Origin of the sequence: Pseudomonas entomophila (genome assembly GCF_029193575.1) — a bacterium.
GTDB lineage: Bacteria > Pseudomonadota > Gammaproteobacteria > Pseudomonadales > Pseudomonadaceae > Aquipseudomonas > Aquipseudomonas entomophila_G.
The window spans coordinates 75,928-93,087 of the sequence record NZ_JARGCS010000043.1; the positions used below are offsets into that span (position 1 = coordinate 75,928).

The window sequence follows — 17,160 nt, forward strand, 5'->3', positions numbered from 1 at the left end:
TACTACGTGCTCATCGTCACCCTGTTCAGCTACCTGCTCAGGCGCCTGGAGCAGCACCTGGACGTCACCCGCCGCCCCGCGAAGACGGTGGCCGACAGCCGCGCCACGCAACCGCAGCGCGAAGCGGTGCCGCGCAACGGCCCGTTCGCCCTGCGCGTGCAAGGCGCACGCAAGCACTACGGGCAACTGGAGGTGCTCAAGGGTATCGACCTGGACATCCGCTTCGGCGAAGTGGTGTCGATCATCGGCCCCTCGGGCTCGGGCAAGACTACGCTGATACGCACCCTTAATGGCCTGGAAGGCCTCGACCGGGGCCAGGTGGAACTGTGCGGGGCGCCGTTCCTGCGCGGCAGCCAGGAAAACGGTGGCAGCCTGGGAGCGCGCCTGCACATGGACGGTATCGTCCAGGTCGGCATGGTGTTCCAGGGTTTCAACCTGTTCCCACACAAGACCGTGCTGGAAAACGTGGTGCTTGCACCCCGCCACCACGGCCATGGCAGCGATGCCGAACTCAAGGCCCTGGGCCTGTCGCTGCTGGCCAAGGTCGGCCTGCGCGAGCACGCCGGCAAGTACCCGCACCAGCTTTCCGGCGGCCAGCAGCAGCGCGTGGCGATCGCCCGGGCACTGGCGATGCGGCCGCAGGTGATGCTGTTCGACGAACCCACCTCGGCGCTGGACCCGGAACTGGTCGACGACGTGCTTAAGGTGATCGAGGGCCTGGCCCGCGAGGGCATGACCATGGTGATCGTCACCCACGAGATGAAGTTCGCCTTCCAGGTCTCCGACCGCGTGGTGTTCATGGAGCGTGGCCAAGTCGTGCAGGCCGGCGCGCCACGCGAATTGCTGGACAACCGTAGCGAGCGGATGAGCCGCTTCCTCAAGGACGTGCAACTGGCATGAGCACGAAAACCCCGGAAAAACCCGCCCTGTCGCTGGCGGACCAAGTGGCCTGCGAGCTGCGCGAGGACATCATCGGTGGCCGCCTGGTGTCGGGCATGGCGCTGGTCGAGGCGGAGCTGATCGGCCGCTACAACGCCTCGCGCAATACCGTGCGCGAAGCCTTGCACCAGTTGCACCATGAGGGCCTGACCAGCTACGTGCGCAACAAGGGCGTGATGGTGCGGCGCCTGGGCGTGCCCGAGGTACGCGACCTGTTCCTGGTGCGGCGCACCCTGGAGGTGCAGGCGATTCTCGGCAGCAAGCCGCTGCGCGAGTACCAGTCCGACTGGATGCTCGACGCCATCGAGGCTGCCGAACTGGCCCGCGAGCGTGAGGATTGGCAGGCCTTTGGCACCCACAGCCTGCGCTTTCACCAGCACATCGTCGGCCTGCTGCGCAGCCCGCTGCTGGATGCCTTCTTCACCAACATCGCCGCGCAGATGCGCCTGGTGTTCGCCGTCGCGCCGGACGAAGAGAACTTCCAGCGCCCCTGGCTGGACCGTGACCGCGAAATCCACGACCTGCTCGCCGACGGCCTGCGGCACGACGCTGCCGAGGCCATGACCCGTTACCTGGATGACTCCGAGCATGCCCTGCTCGATCTGCTCAGCCACCCACCCCGATCCTGAAACCGGAGATTCCACCATGTACAAGGACTACCCCGCCGCCTACCAGGTCAGCAAAGGCGCTGCCCTGCAGGTCGACAAACCCTTCTATGCGCGTATCCGCGAGCGCCAGGACGCCCGCACCCTGGTCGAGACCTTCGAGGTGCCGATCCGCACGGGCCGTGCCTGGAAGGTGCCGGCCGGCCACGTGTTTCGGGTCACCGCCCCGGTCGGCCCGCAGGTCGGCGACTTCAACATCTGGAACGCCAACGACCCGCGCGAGCGCCTGTGGGCCGCGCGCACCCGCCAGTTGCAGGGCGCGCACGTGACCACCTACGACCGGCTGTGGTCGAACCTGCCGTTCCTGCGCCCGCTGGTGACCATCACCGACGACAGCCTCGCCGACTACGGCATCGACGAACACGGCGGGCGCTTGCACGACCTGCTCGGCACCCGCTGCGACCCCTACGTCAACAAGATGCTCACCGGCGAGGACTTCCACCACCACTGCCACTCCAACCTCACCCGCGCGGTGCTGCCCCACGGCCTGACCGAGTTCGACGTGCACGATGTGCTGAACATCTTCCAGTGCACCGGCCTGAACCACGACGACATGTATTTCATGAAGGCCTGCCCGGCCAAGGCCGGCGACTACCTGGAATTCTTCGCCGAGATCGACGTGCTGTGCGCGCTATCCACCTGCCCGGGGGGCGACCTGTCGCTGCCGATGTGGGGCCCCGATGCCCAGGACCCGCTGTCGGTCTGCCGGCCGTTGGGGGTGGAGGTCTACCGTCTGGACGACAGCCTGCTCGAAGGCTGGCAACAACCGCAGCGCGCCAGCTACAACGGCCTGCACGGCCTGGCGATCGGCAAGGCCGACTGGGAGTGAAGGTGCGGCGGGCAGCACGCTGCCCGCTTCGCTTCAGGCTCGGACCGTGCGGCTCTTAAAGCGCAGCCAGAAGAACTGCACGAGCGCGCCGAGCAGGAAAATGCCCAACCAGGCCGCGAGCGCGCCGCGCACCAGGGGTGACTGCGGGCCGTCGGCCAGCGGATGGGTTGCTGGCAGCCGGGTCAGCGTCTCGTTGATGCCGGGCACCAACAGCAAGAAGAAGCTGAAGCTGAAGCCGAGCTGCGCCAGGTACGGGCGCGCGCGCCCCAGCCAGCGCAGGTGCGGGATCAACAGCGCGCCGCCGATGGCCAGCAGCGCGACGATCCCCAGGGCGTGGCCGATGTTGAAGCCGCCCGTGCTGGAGAGGCCGAACGAGGTAAGCACCGACAGCACCATGCCGGCCAGGTAGAGCTTGGCGGCGCGGGTGGTGGTGTCGATCTTGCGTGCGCGAACCAGGCTGTAGAGGCCGGTGGCGAAGGTTGCCACGCTGAGGGCGGTGTGGAGGACGCCCAAGGTCGAGAGAGGATGGGGCATGATGCGGTGACTCCTTCTATCTACTAGTTGGTAGGTTACTAGGGTAAAAAATATTGCCCTTGAGGGCCCTATCGCGAGTCAAGCCCGCTCCAGGTTCAGCGCCACACCGGAGAACAGGGCCATCATCTTGAAAAATGCTCGCCAACCCACCGCAGGCACAACGTCCACAGCTCAGGCGCACCGCGCTCGATCGCCGGGCCATAACGGGCCATGACCTGTTCGTAGGAAACCCCACTCTGCGCCCAGGTACCTCCCTCGGTGAAGACATTGATCAACAGCGGCTGGAACCGGTCCAGCGCCTTGGCGAACTTCGCGTCGGCCGTCTCGGCGGCTTCGAACTCCAGCCACAGCCTGAGAAACTCATCGCTCTGCGGCGCCGGCAACAACCCGAACAGACGCCGCGCGGCCTGCAACTCCCTGTGCGCCTGCAACGCGGCGGACGTGCCGCCATGAATCGGCAGGTCTCCGACGTCCACCTCGACGATGTCGTGCAACAGCAGCATGCGCATCACCCGCCCGGTGTCCACCGCCCCGCTGGCGTATTCGCTGAGCACCAGCGCATACATCGCCAGGTGCCAAGAGTGTTCGGCGGAGTTTTCCCTGCGGCTGCGGTCCAGTAGCGGCGACTGGCGCACCACGCCCTTCAGGCGGTCGATTTCACGAAGGAAGCTGAGTTGTCGTTCCAGGTTGTTCATGGGCGTGGCCTCCTCAGCGCGCGTGAACCAAGCGCTGCAACAACGGCTGAGTGATGGTGCCGAACATCGCCGGGTCGCCATAGGCGCGTGCCGACAACATGGCGCCATGCACCGTGGCCATGAACGTCTCGGCCTCGGTGCGGGCGTCGGCAGCCAGCGTCAGGCTGCCCTGCCCCGCCCCGCGCTCCATCACCGAAGTCAGCCACGCGGATAGCGCACGGAAATGCGCCCGCACCTCCACCACGACCTCCTCCGGCAGCACCGGCATCTGGCTGGCGAGCAAGGCGCACACGCAATAGCCCTTGGCGGCGTCATCGATGCAGCCCAGCCAGTAGCCGATGTAGGCGCGCAACTGCTCCACGGGGTCGGGGAAATGCCGCTCCAGCGCGGCGATGCCGGTTTGCGCCTCTTCGCGGTACAACTGCACCAGCGTGCGCACCAAGTCCACCTTGGTGGGGAAGTGGTGATGGATGCTGGCCTTGCGAATGCCCACCGTTTCGGCGATGTCGGCGTAGCTGAACGCACTGTACCCACCGCTGATGATCAGCGTGCGGGCGCACTGCAGAATGTCGAGATAGGTCGTGGAATGATTAGCCATGCTCGCCAACCTACCTTCTGGTAGGTTGGCCGTCAACCCTGCGGCGACGCCTTACAGCGGCCAGGATAAGCAGTAGACTAGCCCCTCGAGCGCTCTCCCCCAGAGCCCACCGTTCCACGGCCATCAAGGACGCCCGACCGCCTCCATGCATACCCTCGACAACTACAAGGCCATCGCAGACGGCATCGCCACGCTGTTCTTTCCCCATGTGGAAGTGATTCTGCACGAAGTCAGCAGCCGCACCATCGTCCATATCGCCAACAACTTCTCCAAGCGCCGGCTCGGTGACGACTCGGCGCTCGACGACCTGCCAGCGGATTTCGCCGAGGTCGCCAACCTCGGCCCTTATGAAAAACTCAACTGGGACGGCCAGAAGCTGCGCTCGATCTCCAGCGTGTTGAAGAACGCCCATGGCGAACCCGAGTACCTGATGTGCCTGAACATGAACGTCTCGGTGCTGGAACAGGCCCGTGACGCGCTCGATGCGTTCTTCCAGATCAGCCGCCTGATCCCTCAGCCCGAGGCGCTGTTCAAGGACGATTGGCAAGAGCGCATCAACACCTTCCTGCATGCCTGGCTCAAGGAACGTCAACTGGCCCTGAATACCCTGAGCATGAAGCACAAGCGCGAACTGGTCGAAGCACTGCATGCCGAAGGGGCGTTCGAGGGGCGCAGCGGTGCGGACTACGTTGCCAACGTGCTGAACATGGGCCGTGCGACGGTCTACAAGTACCTCAAGCCGTTGCGGGCCAATGGCTGAAAGGAGCTTGCGCCTGCCATGACGCTTTTCTACCTGAAACTCATCGTCACCCCGCTGCTGATGTGGGCCGTGTCCCTCGCCTCGCGACGCTGGGGTGGCCTGCTCGGGGGCTTGTTGTCGGGGCTGCCGATCACCTCGGCACTGGTGATGGTGTTCCTCTGTCTGGAACAGGGCAGCGCCTTCGCCTTGGCGGCGGTGCCCGGTGCCTTGGGCGGCCTGGCGGCGGTGCAGGCGACCTACGCTTTCTACCTGTTCGCCACGCGCCGGGCCGGTGTCGCCCTGGCGGTGCTGCTGGCGCTACTGTTCTATGCGCCGGTGGCCTATGCCTTCACCCACTGGGGCAGTCTGCCGCTGTCGATCGCCGTGGCCCTGGTGCTGATCGGGGTGCTGATTCGCGCCACGGGCCGGGAGCCGGCGTCCACCCCGCTGGCAGCGTTGCGCCACCGATACTGGGAAATCCCCTTGCGCATGGTTGCGGCCACCACGTTGCTGATGGCCACCACCGGTTTTGCCCGTTGGTTGGGCCCGGAGGCCAGCGGCATGCTCGCACCGATCCCGGTGATCGCCTGGCCCTTGGTGGTGTTCTCGCACTTGCAAGGCGGACGCGCGAGCATGGCAGCGATGATTCGTGGCAACGCCATCGGCGCGGTCGGGGTGATCGCGTTCTACCTGGCGGTGGCTGGCCTGCTGGAGCATCTGGGCATCCTTCTCACCTTCGGTTTGGCGGTGGCCTTGGCCGTGCTGCTGACCCTGGCGCTGGCCAGGCTGTTGCGTCGACGTCGCTAAGCGCATTTATCAGGGGCGCAAACGGGCCTGTCTTGCTGTGCCTCATTCGCTATATAATTTTGTAAATAGCGATATGCAGGCCACGGTTGTATCCAGCATGCGAAACCCCACCCCTTGTCCTATCCGCCCGGTGGCCCGCGATGCCTAGCATTCGCGAGCACAATGTGCAGCGGATCGTTGCGGCCGCCTGCCGGGAGTTCGCCCACCGAGGCTTCGCCCTGGCGCGCATCGACGAAGTGGCAGCCCGCGCCGGGTTGCCCAAAGCCAACGTGCACTACTACTTCAAGACCAAGCGCAAGCTCTACGTGGCCGTGTTGGAAACCGCCATGGGACCGTTGGCGCAGGCCTGCGAGTTGCTCGACCCGACATTGTCGGCGGTTTGCGCGCTGCGTCGGCACATTCGCGCCCACGCCGAGCTGTGCAAGGTGCAGCCGCATGCCATGCGGGTGTTGCTGGTGGAACTGCTGCATGGCGCGCGGCACTTGCCAAAGGGCTTGGCCGAGCGTCTGCGCCAAACTACCCGACAGGGCCGGGACTGCCTGCAAGCGTGGATGAACCAGGGGCAGATCGCCCGAGGGAGCGCGGAACACCTGCTGCTGTTCATCTGGTCGACCACACTGGCGCAGGCGCGCTTCGCGCCGCCGCCCTGCCCCGAAGATCCGGCCTGGCCGGTGGATGAGCGCGGTTTGCAGGCGATGGTGCGGATGGTTTGCCGGATGGTGCTGGGTGGGGTTGAAGCGCAAGAGACCTCAGTGAATGGCTCCCCCCTTGCAGGCGCGGCGGTGCGGCGGTCCGACTTGCCTCGCGATGGGGCCGATAGGGTCGACATTGTCTGAGCGAGCCTTATCGTTATATAGGCTTATATATTTTGAGAGGGAAACCACAGGCTGAACCGGGTCACCCCGTCAGCGCTCTGCGCCCAGCACCGCCCCTGGTGCAACTGCATGATCGAACGCACGATCGACAATCCAAGCCCACTGGACTGCGCCGACCCCTGGCGCGCCGCATCCACTCGATAGAACCGCTCGAACACGCTCTGTAGATGGTGCGGCGCAATCGCCAGGCCACGGTTACTGATGTCGACCACCACCCCATTTGCCTCGCTGCGCGCCGTGACCTCGACCGTGCTCCCCGGCTCGGCGAAGCGCACGGCGTTGGACAGCAGGTTGGCCAACGCCCGGCGCAGCAACGTGGCGTCGGCCCACACCGTGCCCTGGCCGTTCCAGGCCAGGTGCACATCACGCTCGGCGGCCAGGTCCTCGAAGTACTCGCAGATGCGCGCCAACTCTTGCGCCACCGCCAGCCCGGTGCGCTCGATGGCGTGGTCGGCATGCTCGGCGCGGGCCAGGAACAGCATGTTGTCGATCATCCGCGACAGCCGTTGCAACTCCTCGAAGTTCGAACCCAGCAGGTGCTGGTAGTAGGCGCTGTCGCGTGGCAGGCCGAGGCCGACTTCGGTCTGCCCGAGCAGGTTGTTGATCGGTGTGCGCAGGTCGTGAGCCATGTCGGCGCTAACCTGCTTGAGCTGCTCGAAGCCGCGCTCCAGGCGCTCGAGCATGGCATTGAACTGCACGATGAGGGCGTCGAGCTCGGCGGGCGCGCGGTCACGCTCCAGCCGCAGCGACAGCGTGCCGACGCCGATCGACGCGGTCTGCCGGGCCAGGCGGTGCAGCGGCGACATGCCACGCTTGGCCAGCAGGTAGGCCAGCACGGCGGCGAGCACAGCCATCACCGAGGCGAACAGCACGATGTTGTCGCGGTATTCCCCAAGAATGCGCGTGCGCTCGCTCAGCAGTCGACCAGAGAGAATCTCCAAGGGCGGGCGCCCACCCCGCGCCTCGCTGGTCACGGCGGTGTAGATGAACAGGCTGCCGTCGGCCATGACGCTACGTCGCACGTCACCCAGGGCCAGCGGCTGGTCGGCCGGCAGCGGCGTGACGTCAGGGATCGGCCGCTGGCCGGGGTTGACCACCAGCAGCGGCGTGGCCCCGGCGTAACGGATCACCAGCAGTGATTCGGTGTTGCCCAGCATGTTGGCGAACAGCTGTGGCTTTTCGTCGATCAACTGGCGGGCATCCAGGTCGCGCAGCAAGGTGCGGATCTGCTCCACCCGCGCGAGCAACGCGCCGTCGTCGCGCAGGGCCAGCTGACGGGCGAGCGCCACGTAAAGCGCGCCGCCCAGCAGCACCAGGGTGACGAACGAAAAGGTCGCCAACAGCAGTGCCAGGCGCGCGGTCAACGACAGCCGCTTCACGCTTCCAACTCGCAGCGGTAGCCCACCCCGTGCACGGTGTGGATCAGCCGCACCGCGAATGGCTCGTCGATCTTCTGCCGCAGCCGGCGCACGGCCACATCGACCACGTTGGTGTCGCTGTCGAAGTTCATGTCCCACACCCGCGAGGCCAGGAAGGTCCGCGACAGCACCTGCTCGGTGTGCTGCAGGAAGCACACCAGCAGCTTGAATTCCTTGTTGGTCAGGGCGATACGCACACCGGCGCGTTCGCAGCGGTGCTTGCCGATATCGACGATGAGGTCGGCCAGCGACAGGACCTGCTCCTGAGCCGGCGCTTGGCCACGGCGCAGGATGATGCGGATGCGCGCGAGCAATTCGGCGAACGAGAACGGCTTGACCAGGTATTCATCGGCACCCAGGCCCAGGCCGCGCAGGCGGTCTTCCAGGGTGCCGCGGGCACTGAGGAACAGCACCGGGGTACGGCCTTGGGCGCGCAGGCGCTGCATGACCGTCCAGCCGTCCATCTCCGGCAGCATCACATCGAGCAGGATGAGGTCGTAGGGCGTCTCGCGGGCCAGGTGCAGGCCGTCCACGCCGTTGTTGGCGCAGTCGACGCCGTAGCCCGCCTCGACCAGGCCGTTGGCCAGGTACTGCGCGGTCTTGGGTTCGTCTTCGATGATCAGGATCTTCACAGGGCCAGGGGCCTCCAGGGCATGGCAAGAAGGGCGGCCAAGGCCGCCCTTTCGCAGGTCGCGTGAGTATAGCGCGAGGGCCTTACTGGCCGGGCACGTGGGCGGCCTGCATGATCAGCTTGGCCACCGCCTCGGGCTGGGACAGCAGCGACACGTGGCTGGCGGAAAGCTCGACGGTGTGGGCGTTCATGCGCTTGGCCATGAAACGCTGCAGTTCGGTGTCGATGGTGTGGTCCTGCGTCGAGACGGCGTACCAGGTCGGCTTGTCTTTCCAGGCTGCAACGCTGGTCTTGGCGCTCTTGATCCCTTCGCCGATCGGCTGCTGCACGGCGTAGTACGCCTCGGCCTCGGCCTTGGGCAAGTCACCGGCGAAGTCATTGACGAAGGCCGCTTCGGTCAGTTGGCCGAAACCATCGTCGGACCACTTGAGGCCCGCGGATGCTGGGGCCGCGGGGAAACGCTTGGTGAGCGCAGGGTAGTCCTCGCCGGCCTCGGGGGCGCGCGCGGCGATGTACACCAGGCCCTTGACGTCCGGGTCGTCACCGGCCTGGCTGATGACCATCCCGCCGTAGGAGTGACCGACCAGGATCACCGGCCCGTCCTGGCGGGCCAGGGCGCGCTTGACCGCCGCAACGTCAGCGTCCAGCGAGGTGGTGGGGTTCTGCACCGCCGTCACGTGCAGGCCTTTGGCTTGCAGCAACGGGATCACCTTGCCCCAACTGGAGCCATCGGCGAACAGACCGTGCACCAGCACGATGTTCTTCACCTCCTGATTGGCGGCGGCGCTGGCGGCCCAGGCGGACGATGTGCCGATGGCACCTGCGGCGAGGGACAAGGCAAGAATGAGCGAACGAAGTTTCATGGCGGGTCTCCGGGCTTGGCTGAGGGTTGGGCCACTTTAGAAAGCCGGGGGAAACGACGGCATGACGCGGTCATTACAAAAGAATGACGAAGCTAGAGCCACCACGCCAGCACGGCCGGCAACCAGGCCAACGACAAGACGGTGGAACACATCACCAGGTTGGCCACCTGCTCCGGCGCGCGGTTGGCGCGCACCGCCAACAGGTAGTTGAACACCGCCACGGGCATCGACGACTGCGTCACCAGCACCGCATGCTCCAGCGGCCCCAGCCCCAGGGCCGCGCCAACCCCCCAGCCGACCGTGCCGCCCAGGACGATGCGCAGGCCACCCAGCAGCGCACCGCTGCCCACGTGGCGTGGGCGGATGCTCGCCAGCGAGACGCCCAGGGTCAGCAGCATCAGCGGAATGGTCATGCCGCCAAGCAGGTCCACGGTGTTGGCCAGCCAGGCCGGCAGCTTGAGATCGAAGAAGATCAGCGGCAGCGCCACCGCCAGGCTGATGACGATGGGGTTGCGCAGCAGTGCCCTGAACGAGGCGCTGCTGCCGGACATGGCGATGCCCAGGGTGAACTGGAAGATCGACAGGGTCAGGAAGAACGCCACCGCCAAGGCCAGGCCCTGCTCGCCGAAGGCATACAGGCTGATCGGCAAGCCCATGTTGCCGGTGTTGGGGAACATGAACGCGGGCATCAGTACCCGCCAATGCTGCCCCGAGGCGCGGCACACCAGCCAACCGGCGAGCGCCATGCCGAGCAGGCACAGCACGCAGGCCAGCGCCATGCTGGTGAACGCCGTGGGTTCGAGCCGGGTGCGGCTGAGGGTCGAAAGCACCAGCGATGGCGTGCCGACGGTCATCACCACCCGGGCGATGAACTCGGTTGGGTAGTCCAGGCCCTTGCGTGCCCAGGTGTAGCCGATGGCGGCGGTGATGAAGACTGGCGCCAGGACGGCGAGCAGCGAAGCCAGCATGTCGGAGGATCCTTCCGGGTGGGGTGCCCATTATGGGGAATTGCCTCCGGGTTTGTCTTCGCCGGCCCCGCGATGGGGCCGGCACAAACACCGCCAATGACTGCGGCCTCCGGTCGCAGGGCCGCAGGCTTTGGCAAATGCCCGGCAATGCGTAGAATGCGCGCCCCCTTTCCCCTCCCCCGCGCGTTTCCGCTTTTTGAGGTCTGTATGTCTGTGCGTTTGCTGGCCATGGCGCTGGCGCCCCTGCTCGGGCTGTTCATCGTTGCTCTGGGCAATGGTCTGCTGTATTCCCTCACCACCTTGCGCCTGGGCGCCGACGGCGCGTCGGCGACCATGATCGGCGTGGTCTCCTCCGGCTTCTTCATCGGCCTGACCCTCGGCGCGCTGTTCAATGACCGGCTGATCCTGCGCATCGGCCATATCCGCGCCTACAGCAGCTTCGCCTCGCTGATCGCCGCGACCATCCTGCTGCAGGGGTTGTTCGTCGACACCTGGGGCTGGTTCGTCCTGCGGCTGATCAACGGCTGGGCCACCGTGGGGGTATTCCTGGTGATCGAAAGCTGGCTGCTGCTGGCCGGCGACGCGAAGATCCGCGGGCGCCTGCTGGCCCTGTACATGATCGCCCTGTACGGCGCGGGCGTGCTCGGCCAGGCGTTGCTGGGCAAGCTGGTCGGCATGGGCGACACCGCACCCTTCATGGTCGCCGGCATGCTCGCCGCGCTGTCGGTGATGCCAATCGTCATCCTGCCGCGGGTGTCGCCGTTGCTGGAGCACGTCGAGCCGCTCAAGCCCCGTCAACTATTGGGGGTGACGCCCAGCGGGCTGGTTGGCTGTTTCGGCTCGGGCGTGGCCATCGCCGCAGTGTATGCCCTGTTGCCGCTCTACCTGCAACGCATCGGCCTGACGGTGGGCGAAGTCGGCAGCATGATGGCCTGGGTGATCCTTGGCGCGATGCTGCTGCAATACCCGGTGGGGCGCTGGTCCGACCGCAAGGACCGGCAGGACGTGCTGATCACCCTGGGCGCTGTGTGTGTGGCGCTGTCGTTGCTGATCGTGCTGCTGCCGCCCACCTCGGCGTGGCTGCCGGCGTTGCTGTTCCTGCTGGGCGGCGGCGTGTTCGCGGTGTACCCGGTGGCCGTCAGCCATGCCGCCGACCGCGCGCCCGCCGATGCCCTGGTGCCGATGATCCAGGGCCTGCTGTTGATCAACTCGCTGGGCTCGGCGATGAGCCCGCTGGCCATCTCGCCAGTGATGACCCGCTACGGCGAGGCCGGGTTGTTCTGGGCCTTCGCGGTGATCAACCTGGCGATGGTGACGTTCTTCCTCTGGCGCCGAGGCAAGCGCCCGGCCGCTGCGCACCCGGCGCCCTTCGCCTGCGCGGCGACCTTCTCGCCGACCGGGGCCGAGTTGCGGGTGACCGAGGAGTTGATGCATGCGGCGCAGGAGCATGCGCCGATGGTCGATGCGCTGAGTGGGGAGCGCTCGCCGGCCTGAGGGCACCGCCCGTCGATCGGCGGGCACCCTTGCGAACCTGTGCGGCCGAACCTAGGACGATCATCCTCCGAAGGAGACGCAACATGCTCCGCATTCACCCACTCACCCTGACCTTGGCGCTGACCCTAGGCTTCGCTGGTGGCGCCAGCTTCGCCGCCACAGACCTGAACGGCACCGGTACCCCACCCAAGACTGAACAGTCGCCGCCGGATGGCCAGAGCACCAGCGAGGGCAAAAGCAACGACAGCAACGACACCGGTAGCCACCCCGATGCGGCCGATGGCGCTGCGGGTGGTTCGAACAGCACCGGTGAGGCGACCGGCAGTGGTGCCGGTGCATCCGGCGGCACGGCCGAGGATCAGGACAGCCGCTAGCGCTCGTCAGCGCCAATAGCGTCGGTCATCCACCACCTGTTCATGCGCCTGGAACAGCACCGACAACTGCACCTTGATCAGGTCCAGCCAGGTCCGCACCTTGGCATCCAGGTAATGCCGCGACGGATACAGCGCATACACCGCCCGTTCGCGCAAGCGGTGCTCGCCCAGCACCCGGCACAGTCGCCCTTCGCCGATGGCCTGGCTGGCCGAGTAGAACGGCACCAGGCCAATGCCCATGCCCAGTTCGGTGGCGCGCAGCATGGCGTCGGCGACGTTGGTGAGGAAGGTGTCCTGGGGCACCATGCTGAAACCCTCCGGGCCGTCGCCGAACGACCAGTGCTCTTCGAACATCGGGTCGATCAGGCGCAGGCAGCGGTGCTGCTGCAGGTCTTCCGGGCGTTCGGGCACGCCGTGCTGCGCCAGGTATTCGGGGGATGCGCAGAGGATGCTGTAGATGCTGCCCAGCGGGATGGCGATCAGTTGCGAGTCCGGCAGGGCCTGGCCCACGGTGATTACCAGGTCCTGCCCTTCGGCCAGCGGGTCGGGGTTGCGCTGGGAGAGGGTCAGCTCCATCACCACTTCCGGGCAGGTGGCGTTGTAGTGTGCCACCAACGGCATCAACAACAGCCCCAGGCCGTAGGGGCAATGAAAGCGCAAGTGACCGCGCGGGGTGAGGTGCGCGCCGCGGGCTTCGTCCATGGCCTCTTCGGTCAGCAGCATGATCTGCCGCGCCCGCTCCAGGAAGCGCTCACCCGCCTCGCTCATGCGCAGGCGGCGCGTGGTGCGGTGCAGCAGGCGGGTCTGCAACTGGTTTTCCAGCTCGGCGACGATCCGCGATACCTGCGCGGCAGAGATGTCCAGGGCGTTGGCGGCAGCGGCGAAACTGCCGCATTCCACCACGCGGACGAAGGTACGCATGGCATGCAGCATGTCCATAAGGGGAAGGCTCCATATTCGTACATACAAGGCATGAATCTATCACGCATTAGCCCATTTATTGTGAAACGCAAATGAATACATCATTGGCTACACATTCACATGGAGCTTGCCATGAAAAGTTCACTCGCCTTGCTCGCCCTCTGCGGCGCCTTCGCCTCGATTGCGGCCGTCGCCGCCCCCGCCCAGCAGCCCGTCAATGCCCAGCCGTACGAATACGGCATGCCGCTGGACGTCGCCAAGGTGATCTCCATCACCCCGGCCAGCAACGACGCCGACTGCCAAGTGGGCACCGCGCACATGGTCTACGTCGACCACCAGGGGCAAACCCACGAGATCGCCTACCAGCAAATGGGCAACTGTTCGCAGCTGTAACCTTCAGGCCAGCACCTGGTTGATCCACTGCACCTGCGTGGCGAAGTCCCGCGCCTTGTCCTCGGGCACCTCGCGTGCGCGCTCGAAGTGCGCCAGGGTCTGTTGCTTCTGGCGCAGCATGCGCTGCCACTTGACCAGGAACGCCTCGCTCCTCTCACGCATCAGCAGCGGCCCGAAGTACAGCTCCTGAGCGCTGTAGGCCACCTCACCGACCTGCTCGGCGACAATGATCTCGTAGTCGAAGCGGTTTTCCCGCAGCAGTTCCTCGTGGACGATCCGGTAGCCGTTGCCCATCAGCCACTGACGCAGCTCGCGCTCGCCACCGTTGGGGTTGAGGATCAGCCGTTCCTGCCCGTTCAAACGCTGGCGGCCGGCCTCGAGGATGTCGCGGATGGTTTCACCGCCCATGCCGCACAGGGTAATCGCGTCGATGCGGTCGCCCGGCGCTATCGCTTCCAGGCCATCGGCCAGACGCACGCTGATCCGCTCCTCAAGGCCATTGCGACGCACGTTCCTGCGCGCGGAGGCGAATGGCGTCTGCGCCGCCTCACCGGCCACCGCGGCCTCGATGGCGCCCCGTAGCATCAGCGCCACGGGCAGGTAGCCGTGGTCCGAGCCGATGTCGGCCAGGCGCGCGCCCGCCGGCACTTGCGCCGCGACCCGTTCCAGGCGCCTGGACAGTGTCTGTTCGTTCAACTCCAACCCCTTGCGTGAAAACCGGGCGCGATTCTGACCGCCACGGCCCGGCAATTCAATGCGTGGGCGACGGGCGCTGCGGCTCGACCGATGTTGGTCGCTCGCGTAGGCTTGCGCTTTTTCCTTACCCAGCAAGGCAGAACCCTTCATGGCACAGACAGGCATCACCTTCACCCCCGACCCGGACGTCGAGTCGATTTCCTCCGACGTGGCCGAATACAACGGCGTGCTGGTCACCACGCAGATCCCCGTGCGTGCCGATGGCGAGCTGGAGCTGGGCGATATCGTCACCCAGAGCGAATGCACCCTGCAGGCGTTGAAGAACGCCCTGGAGCGGGCGGGCAGCTCGATGGACCGCGTGCTGCACCTGACCATCTACCTCACCGACATGGCCGACCGCGCGGCCTTCAACGAGGTCTACAAGCGCTTCTTCGCCAAGCCGTGGCCGGTGCGTGCGGCGGTTGGCGTGGCCTCGCTGGCGTTCGAGGGGATGCGTGTGGAAGTCACGGCGATGGCGGCCAAGGGCTGAGCATTGCACCGCCATCGCGGTGCGGCGATCCGGCCTGCCCCGCGATGGCGGCGCTACGGGCGAAACACGGCGACTGGCCATCCGCCCATCACCTGCTAGCGTTGTTCTGGCCTCCCCCCAATGGACGCCACACATCATGAAACCACTGCCTCGCGCCACCCTGCTAGGCGCTGCCCTGCTCGTCCTGGCCGCCTGCTCCAGCACTCGCGTCGATCCGAGCCAGTATTCCGGGTTTCTCAAGGACTACAGCCGCCTCAAGCCTGCCGAAAGCATCTCCGGGGCCCCGGTGATGCGCTGGGTCGACCCAGGCATCGATGCCAGCCAGTACCGCCAGGTGTTCATCGAGCCCAGCCAGTTCTACCCCAAGCCGCAACCGACGGCGGTGATTTCCGAGCAGACCCTGCAGGCGATCACCCGCTACTTCAACGACGCCCTGCGCCGTGAACTGGGCAGTGTGCTGACCCTGGTGCAAGCACCGGGGCCAGGCACCATCGTGGTCCGCCCGGCGATCACCGCGGTGTCCACCCATACCGAGGGGCTCAAGCCCTATGAAGTGATCCCCATCGCCCTGGTGGCCGCAGCGGTCAACACGGCGGCCGGTGGGCGTGACCAGGCGGTGGAGATCGCGGTGGAAGCGGCCTTCCTCGATGGCGGGAACCAGAAGGTGCTGGCCCAGGTGGTGCGCAAGGGAGCTGGCAAGGACCTGGAGAACGACACCCAACAGTTGACGCTGGAAGATGTGAAACCCGTGCTCGATGGCTGGGCCAGTGACATGCGCCGCAGTTTTGTGGCGTTGCGCGACAAAAAACGCTGACGGCCACAAGCCCGCGCCTACAAGAACCAAGTATTCCCTGTAGGAGCGGGCCCCTGACGAACTCAGGACACCACGCTGTAACCAATCGCCGACAAGGTGATCAGCCCCACCAGCACCACGAACACGTTGGACAAAGCGCCCGAATATTGACGCAACGACGGCACCTTGCGCACCGCGTACATCGGCATCAGGAACAGCAGGCAGGCAATCACTGGCCCGCCCAGGCTTTCGATCAGGCCCAGGATGCTCGGGTTGAGCGTCGCCACCACCCAGCACGCCAGCACCATGAACAGCGCGGTCACGCGGTCCAGGCGCTTGGCCGACCACACCTTGCCACGCCCGCGCAGGCTCTTGACGATCATGCCCTGAAAACCTTCGCTGGCACCGATGTAGTGGCCCAGGAACGACTTGGTGATCGCCACCAGGGCGATCAGCGGCGCGACGAAGGCGATCACCGGGGTCTGGAAGTGGTTGGCCAGGTACGACAGGACCGAGATGTTCTGCGCCTTGGCCGCCGCCAGGTCGGCCGGGCTCAGGGCCAGCACGCAACTGAAGCAGAAGAACATCACCGTCAGCACCATCATCAGGTGGGCGATGGCCAGGGTGCGGCCGCTCTTGCGGTCGGCGTCGGCGCCGTAGCGGTGCTTCTGGTCCACGGCGAAGGCCGAGATGATCGGCGAATGGTTGAACGAGAACACCATGACCGGAATGGCCAGCCACAGGGTCAGCAGCAGTTTCGAGGCGCTCAGCCCTTCATTGGCCTGGGCGAAGAACGCCCCGTTCCAATTGGGGATCAGACTCAGGGCCAGCAACAGCAGGGAGGCGACGAAGGGGTACACCAGCACGCTCATGGCCTTGACGATGATCTGCTGGCCGCAGCGCACCACGATCATCAACCCACAGATCAGCAGCAGCGACAGCACCACGCGCGGCGGTGGCGTGATGTGCAACTGGTGTTCGAGGAAGTTGGTGAGGGTGTTGGTCAAGGCAACGCTGTAGACCAGCAGGATGGGGAAGATGGCGAAGAAGTACAGCAAGGTGATCAGCTTGCCGGCGCCGGTGCCGAAGTGTTCTTCCACCACTTCGGTGATGTCCTCGTTGCCACCACGTCGGCCAGAAAGCACGAAACGGGTGAGCGCGCGATGCGCGTAGAAAGTCATGGGGAAGGCCAGCAGCGCCAGGATCAGCAGCGGCCAGAAGCCCCCTACCCCGGCGTTGATCGGTAGGAACAGCGTGCCGGCGCCGATCGCCGTGCCATACAGGCCCAGGGCCCAAGTGGTGTCGTGGCGGTTCCAGGTGGTCGAGCCCGTGGCCGAAGCCTGGGCAGCCGAACCCGCACGAACAGTCGTGGTGCTTTGTAGATCAGTCATCGGTTGTC

The 17,160-nt window shown here is 66.0% G+C and carries 21 protein-coding genes; 11 read left to right on the forward strand and 10 right to left on the reverse strand.

Annotated elements, in window-relative coordinates; translation table 11 throughout:
• Positions 1-150 precede the first annotated feature (150 nt).
• Genes P0Y43_RS27110 through P0Y43_RS19670 form a run of 3 tightly spaced genes read left to right on the forward strand, consistent with a single transcriptional unit; the run spans position 151 to position 2,433 of the window.
• Complete coding sequence (locus P0Y43_RS27110) at positions 151-900, forward strand: amino acid ABC transporter ATP-binding protein (protein WP_430540267.1); 750 nt, start codon at positions 151-153, stop codon at positions 898-900.
• Complete coding sequence (locus P0Y43_RS19665) at positions 897-1,568, forward strand: GntR family transcriptional regulator (RefSeq protein WP_275638930.1); 672 nt, start codon at positions 897-899, stop codon at positions 1,566-1,568. The genes P0Y43_RS27110 and P0Y43_RS19665 overlap by 4 nt, the downstream gene beginning before the upstream one ends.
• Positions 1,569-1,584: 16 nt before the next feature.
• Positions 1,585-2,433 carry an urea carboxylase-associated family protein gene (locus P0Y43_RS19670; protein ID WP_275638931.1) on the forward strand — a complete coding sequence of 283 codons (849 nt, stop codon included), beginning with the start codon at positions 1,585-1,587 and terminating at the stop codon, positions 2,431-2,433.
• Positions 2,434-2,466: 33 nt separating this feature from the next.
• Here the strand turns inward: P0Y43_RS19670 and P0Y43_RS19675 are convergent, their stop codons facing one another.
• From P0Y43_RS19675 to P0Y43_RS19685, 3 genes are all read right to left on the reverse strand, one after another.
• Positions 2,467-2,967 (reverse strand): hypothetical protein, encoded by a 501-nt coding sequence (locus P0Y43_RS19675; protein ID WP_275638932.1) that lies wholly within the window; start codon positions 2,965-2,967, stop codon positions 2,467-2,469.
• A gap of 122 nt (positions 2,968-3,089) precedes the next feature.
• On the reverse strand, positions 3,090-3,662 hold the full coding sequence (locus tag P0Y43_RS19680) for an HD domain-containing protein (RefSeq protein ID WP_275638933.1): 573 nt from the start codon (positions 3,660-3,662) through the stop codon (positions 3,090-3,092).
• A gap of 13 nt (positions 3,663-3,675) precedes the next feature.
• On the reverse strand, positions 3,676-4,260 hold the full coding sequence (locus P0Y43_RS19685) for a TetR/AcrR family transcriptional regulator (protein WP_275638934.1): 585 nt from the start codon (positions 4,258-4,260) through the stop codon (positions 3,676-3,678).
• Between the two features lie 145 nt (positions 4,261-4,405).
• Here P0Y43_RS19685 and P0Y43_RS19690 point away from each other — a divergent pair, with 145 nt between their 5' ends.
• The 3 genes from P0Y43_RS19690 (at position 4,406) to P0Y43_RS19700 (ending at position 6,642) form a co-directional block, all read left to right on the forward strand.
• A complete protein-coding gene (locus P0Y43_RS19690; RefSeq protein WP_275638935.1) occupies positions 4,406-5,020 on the forward strand; it encodes a helix-turn-helix transcriptional regulator in 615 nt (204 codons plus the stop codon).
• An 18-nt stretch (positions 5,021-5,038) separates the two neighbouring features.
• A complete protein-coding gene (locus tag P0Y43_RS19695) occupies positions 5,039-5,806 on the forward strand; it encodes a hypothetical protein (protein WP_275638936.1) in 768 nt (255 codons plus the stop codon).
• Between the two features lie 140 nt (positions 5,807-5,946).
• Entirely contained in the window at positions 5,947-6,642 is a 696-nt protein-coding gene (locus tag P0Y43_RS19700) for a TetR family transcriptional regulator C-terminal domain-containing protein (RefSeq protein WP_275638937.1), read from the forward strand.
• Between the two features lie 23 nt (positions 6,643-6,665).
• On the opposite strand, the gene P0Y43_RS19705 is transcribed toward P0Y43_RS19700, so the two are convergent.
• The 4 genes from P0Y43_RS19705 to P0Y43_RS19720 form a co-directional block, all read right to left on the reverse strand.
• Positions 6,666-8,060 carry a heavy metal sensor histidine kinase gene (locus P0Y43_RS19705; RefSeq protein WP_275638938.1) on the reverse strand — a complete coding sequence of 465 codons (1,395 nt, stop codon included), beginning with the start codon at positions 8,058-8,060 and terminating at the stop codon, positions 6,666-6,668.
• A complete protein-coding gene (locus P0Y43_RS19710; RefSeq protein ID WP_275638939.1) occupies positions 8,057-8,731 on the reverse strand; it encodes a heavy metal response regulator transcription factor in 675 nt (224 codons plus the stop codon). Before P0Y43_RS19710 ends, P0Y43_RS19705 begins: the two co-directional genes overlap by 4 nt.
• A gap of 82 nt (positions 8,732-8,813) precedes the next feature.
• Positions 8,814-9,497 (reverse strand): alpha/beta fold hydrolase, encoded by a 684-nt coding sequence (locus P0Y43_RS19715; RefSeq protein ID WP_275639025.1) that lies wholly within the window; start codon positions 9,495-9,497, stop codon positions 8,814-8,816.
• 188 nt (positions 9,498-9,685) lie between these two features.
• Positions 9,686-10,561, reverse strand: a complete 876-nt coding sequence (locus tag P0Y43_RS19720; RefSeq protein WP_275638940.1) for an AEC family transporter — start codon at positions 10,559-10,561, stop codon at positions 9,686-9,688.
• A gap of 207 nt (positions 10,562-10,768) precedes the next feature.
• Here P0Y43_RS19720 and P0Y43_RS19725 point away from each other — a divergent pair, with 207 nt between their 5' ends.
• Positions 10,769-12,055: an MFS transporter gene (locus P0Y43_RS19725; protein ID WP_275638941.1), complete on the forward strand. Its 1,287-nt coding sequence runs from the start codon at positions 10,769-10,771 to the stop codon at positions 12,053-12,055.
• Positions 12,056-12,138: 83 nt separating this feature from the next.
• A complete protein-coding gene (locus tag P0Y43_RS19730; protein ID WP_275638942.1) occupies positions 12,139-12,429 on the forward strand; it encodes a hypothetical protein in 291 nt (96 codons plus the stop codon).
• A 6-nt stretch (positions 12,430-12,435) separates the two neighbouring features.
• On the opposite strand, the gene P0Y43_RS19735 is transcribed toward P0Y43_RS19730, so the two are convergent.
• A complete protein-coding gene (locus P0Y43_RS19735; RefSeq protein WP_275638943.1) occupies positions 12,436-13,368 on the reverse strand; it encodes a LysR family transcriptional regulator in 933 nt (310 codons plus the stop codon).
• A gap of 114 nt (positions 13,369-13,482) precedes the next feature.
• Here P0Y43_RS19735 and P0Y43_RS19740 point away from each other — a divergent pair, with 114 nt between their 5' ends.
• Complete coding sequence (locus P0Y43_RS19740; RefSeq protein WP_275638944.1) at positions 13,483-13,743, forward strand: DUF2790 domain-containing protein; 261 nt, start codon at positions 13,483-13,485, stop codon at positions 13,741-13,743.
• Between the two features lie 3 nt (positions 13,744-13,746).
• Here the strand turns inward: P0Y43_RS19740 and P0Y43_RS19745 are convergent, their stop codons facing one another.
• Positions 13,747-14,439 carry a tRNA (adenine(22)-N(1))-methyltransferase gene (locus P0Y43_RS19745; protein WP_275638945.1) on the reverse strand — a complete coding sequence of 231 codons (693 nt, stop codon included), beginning with the start codon at positions 14,437-14,439 and terminating at the stop codon, positions 13,747-13,749.
• A 148-nt stretch (positions 14,440-14,587) separates the two neighbouring features.
• On the opposite strand from P0Y43_RS19745, the gene P0Y43_RS19750 reads away from it, so the two are divergent.
• Complete coding sequence (locus P0Y43_RS19750) at positions 14,588-14,968, forward strand: RidA family protein (RefSeq protein WP_275638946.1); 381 nt, start codon at positions 14,588-14,590, stop codon at positions 14,966-14,968.
• Between the two features lie 136 nt (positions 14,969-15,104).
• Complete coding sequence (locus P0Y43_RS19755) at positions 15,105-15,782, forward strand: DUF3313 domain-containing protein (protein WP_275638947.1); 678 nt, start codon at positions 15,105-15,107, stop codon at positions 15,780-15,782.
• A 62-nt stretch (positions 15,783-15,844) separates the two neighbouring features.
• On the opposite strand, the gene P0Y43_RS19760 is transcribed toward P0Y43_RS19755, so the two are convergent.
• On the reverse strand, positions 15,845-17,152 hold the full coding sequence (locus P0Y43_RS19760) for a serine/threonine transporter (RefSeq protein ID WP_275638948.1): 1,308 nt from the start codon (positions 17,150-17,152) through the stop codon (positions 15,845-15,847).
• Positions 17,153-17,160: the final 8 nt, after the last annotated feature.

What these genes read in the sequence shown, in the direction of transcription:
- P0Y43_RS19670 (WP_275638931.1), top strand. Translation starts at nt 1,585, where the DNA reads ATGTACAAGGACTACCCCGCCGCCTACCAGGTCAGCAAAGGCGCTGCC.
- P0Y43_RS19685 (WP_275638934.1), bottom strand. Translation starts at nt 4,260, where the DNA reads ATGGCTAATCATTCCACGACCTATCTCGACATTCTGCAGTGCGCCCGC.
- P0Y43_RS19665 (WP_275638930.1), top strand. Translation starts at nt 897, where the DNA reads ATGAGCACGAAAACCCCGGAAAAACCCGCCCTGTCGCTGGCGGACCAA.
- P0Y43_RS19735 (WP_275638943.1), bottom strand. Translation starts at nt 13,368, where the DNA reads ATGGACATGCTGCATGCCATGCGTACCTTCGTCCGCGTGGTGGAATGC.
- P0Y43_RS19760 (WP_275638948.1), bottom strand. Translation starts at nt 17,152, where the DNA reads ATGACTGATCTACAAAGCACCACGACTGTTCGTGCGGGTTCGGCTGCC.
- P0Y43_RS19750 (WP_275638946.1), top strand. Translation starts at nt 14,588, where the DNA reads ATGGCACAGACAGGCATCACCTTCACCCCCGACCCGGACGTCGAGTCG.
- P0Y43_RS19730 (WP_275638942.1), top strand. Translation starts at nt 12,139, where the DNA reads ATGCTCCGCATTCACCCACTCACCCTGACCTTGGCGCTGACCCTAGGC.
- P0Y43_RS19680 (WP_275638933.1), bottom strand. Translation starts at nt 3,662, where the DNA reads ATGAACAACCTGGAACGACAACTCAGCTTCCTTCGTGAAATCGACCGC.
- P0Y43_RS19755 (WP_275638947.1), top strand. Translation starts at nt 15,105, where the DNA reads ATGAAACCACTGCCTCGCGCCACCCTGCTAGGCGCTGCCCTGCTCGTC.
- P0Y43_RS19700 (WP_275638937.1), top strand. Translation starts at nt 5,947, where the DNA reads ATGCCTAGCATTCGCGAGCACAATGTGCAGCGGATCGTTGCGGCCGCC.
- P0Y43_RS19740 (WP_275638944.1), top strand. Translation starts at nt 13,483, where the DNA reads ATGAAAAGTTCACTCGCCTTGCTCGCCCTCTGCGGCGCCTTCGCCTCG.
- P0Y43_RS19725 (WP_275638941.1), top strand. Translation starts at nt 10,769, where the DNA reads ATGTCTGTGCGTTTGCTGGCCATGGCGCTGGCGCCCCTGCTCGGGCTG.
- P0Y43_RS19695 (WP_275638936.1), top strand. Translation starts at nt 5,039, where the DNA reads ATGACGCTTTTCTACCTGAAACTCATCGTCACCCCGCTGCTGATGTGG.
- P0Y43_RS19690 (WP_275638935.1), top strand. Translation starts at nt 4,406, where the DNA reads ATGCATACCCTCGACAACTACAAGGCCATCGCAGACGGCATCGCCACG.
- P0Y43_RS19675 (WP_275638932.1), bottom strand. Translation starts at nt 2,967, where the DNA reads ATGCCCCATCCTCTCTCGACCTTGGGCGTCCTCCACACCGCCCTCAGC.
- P0Y43_RS19720 (WP_275638940.1), bottom strand. Translation starts at nt 10,561, where the DNA reads ATGCTGGCTTCGCTGCTCGCCGTCCTGGCGCCAGTCTTCATCACCGCC.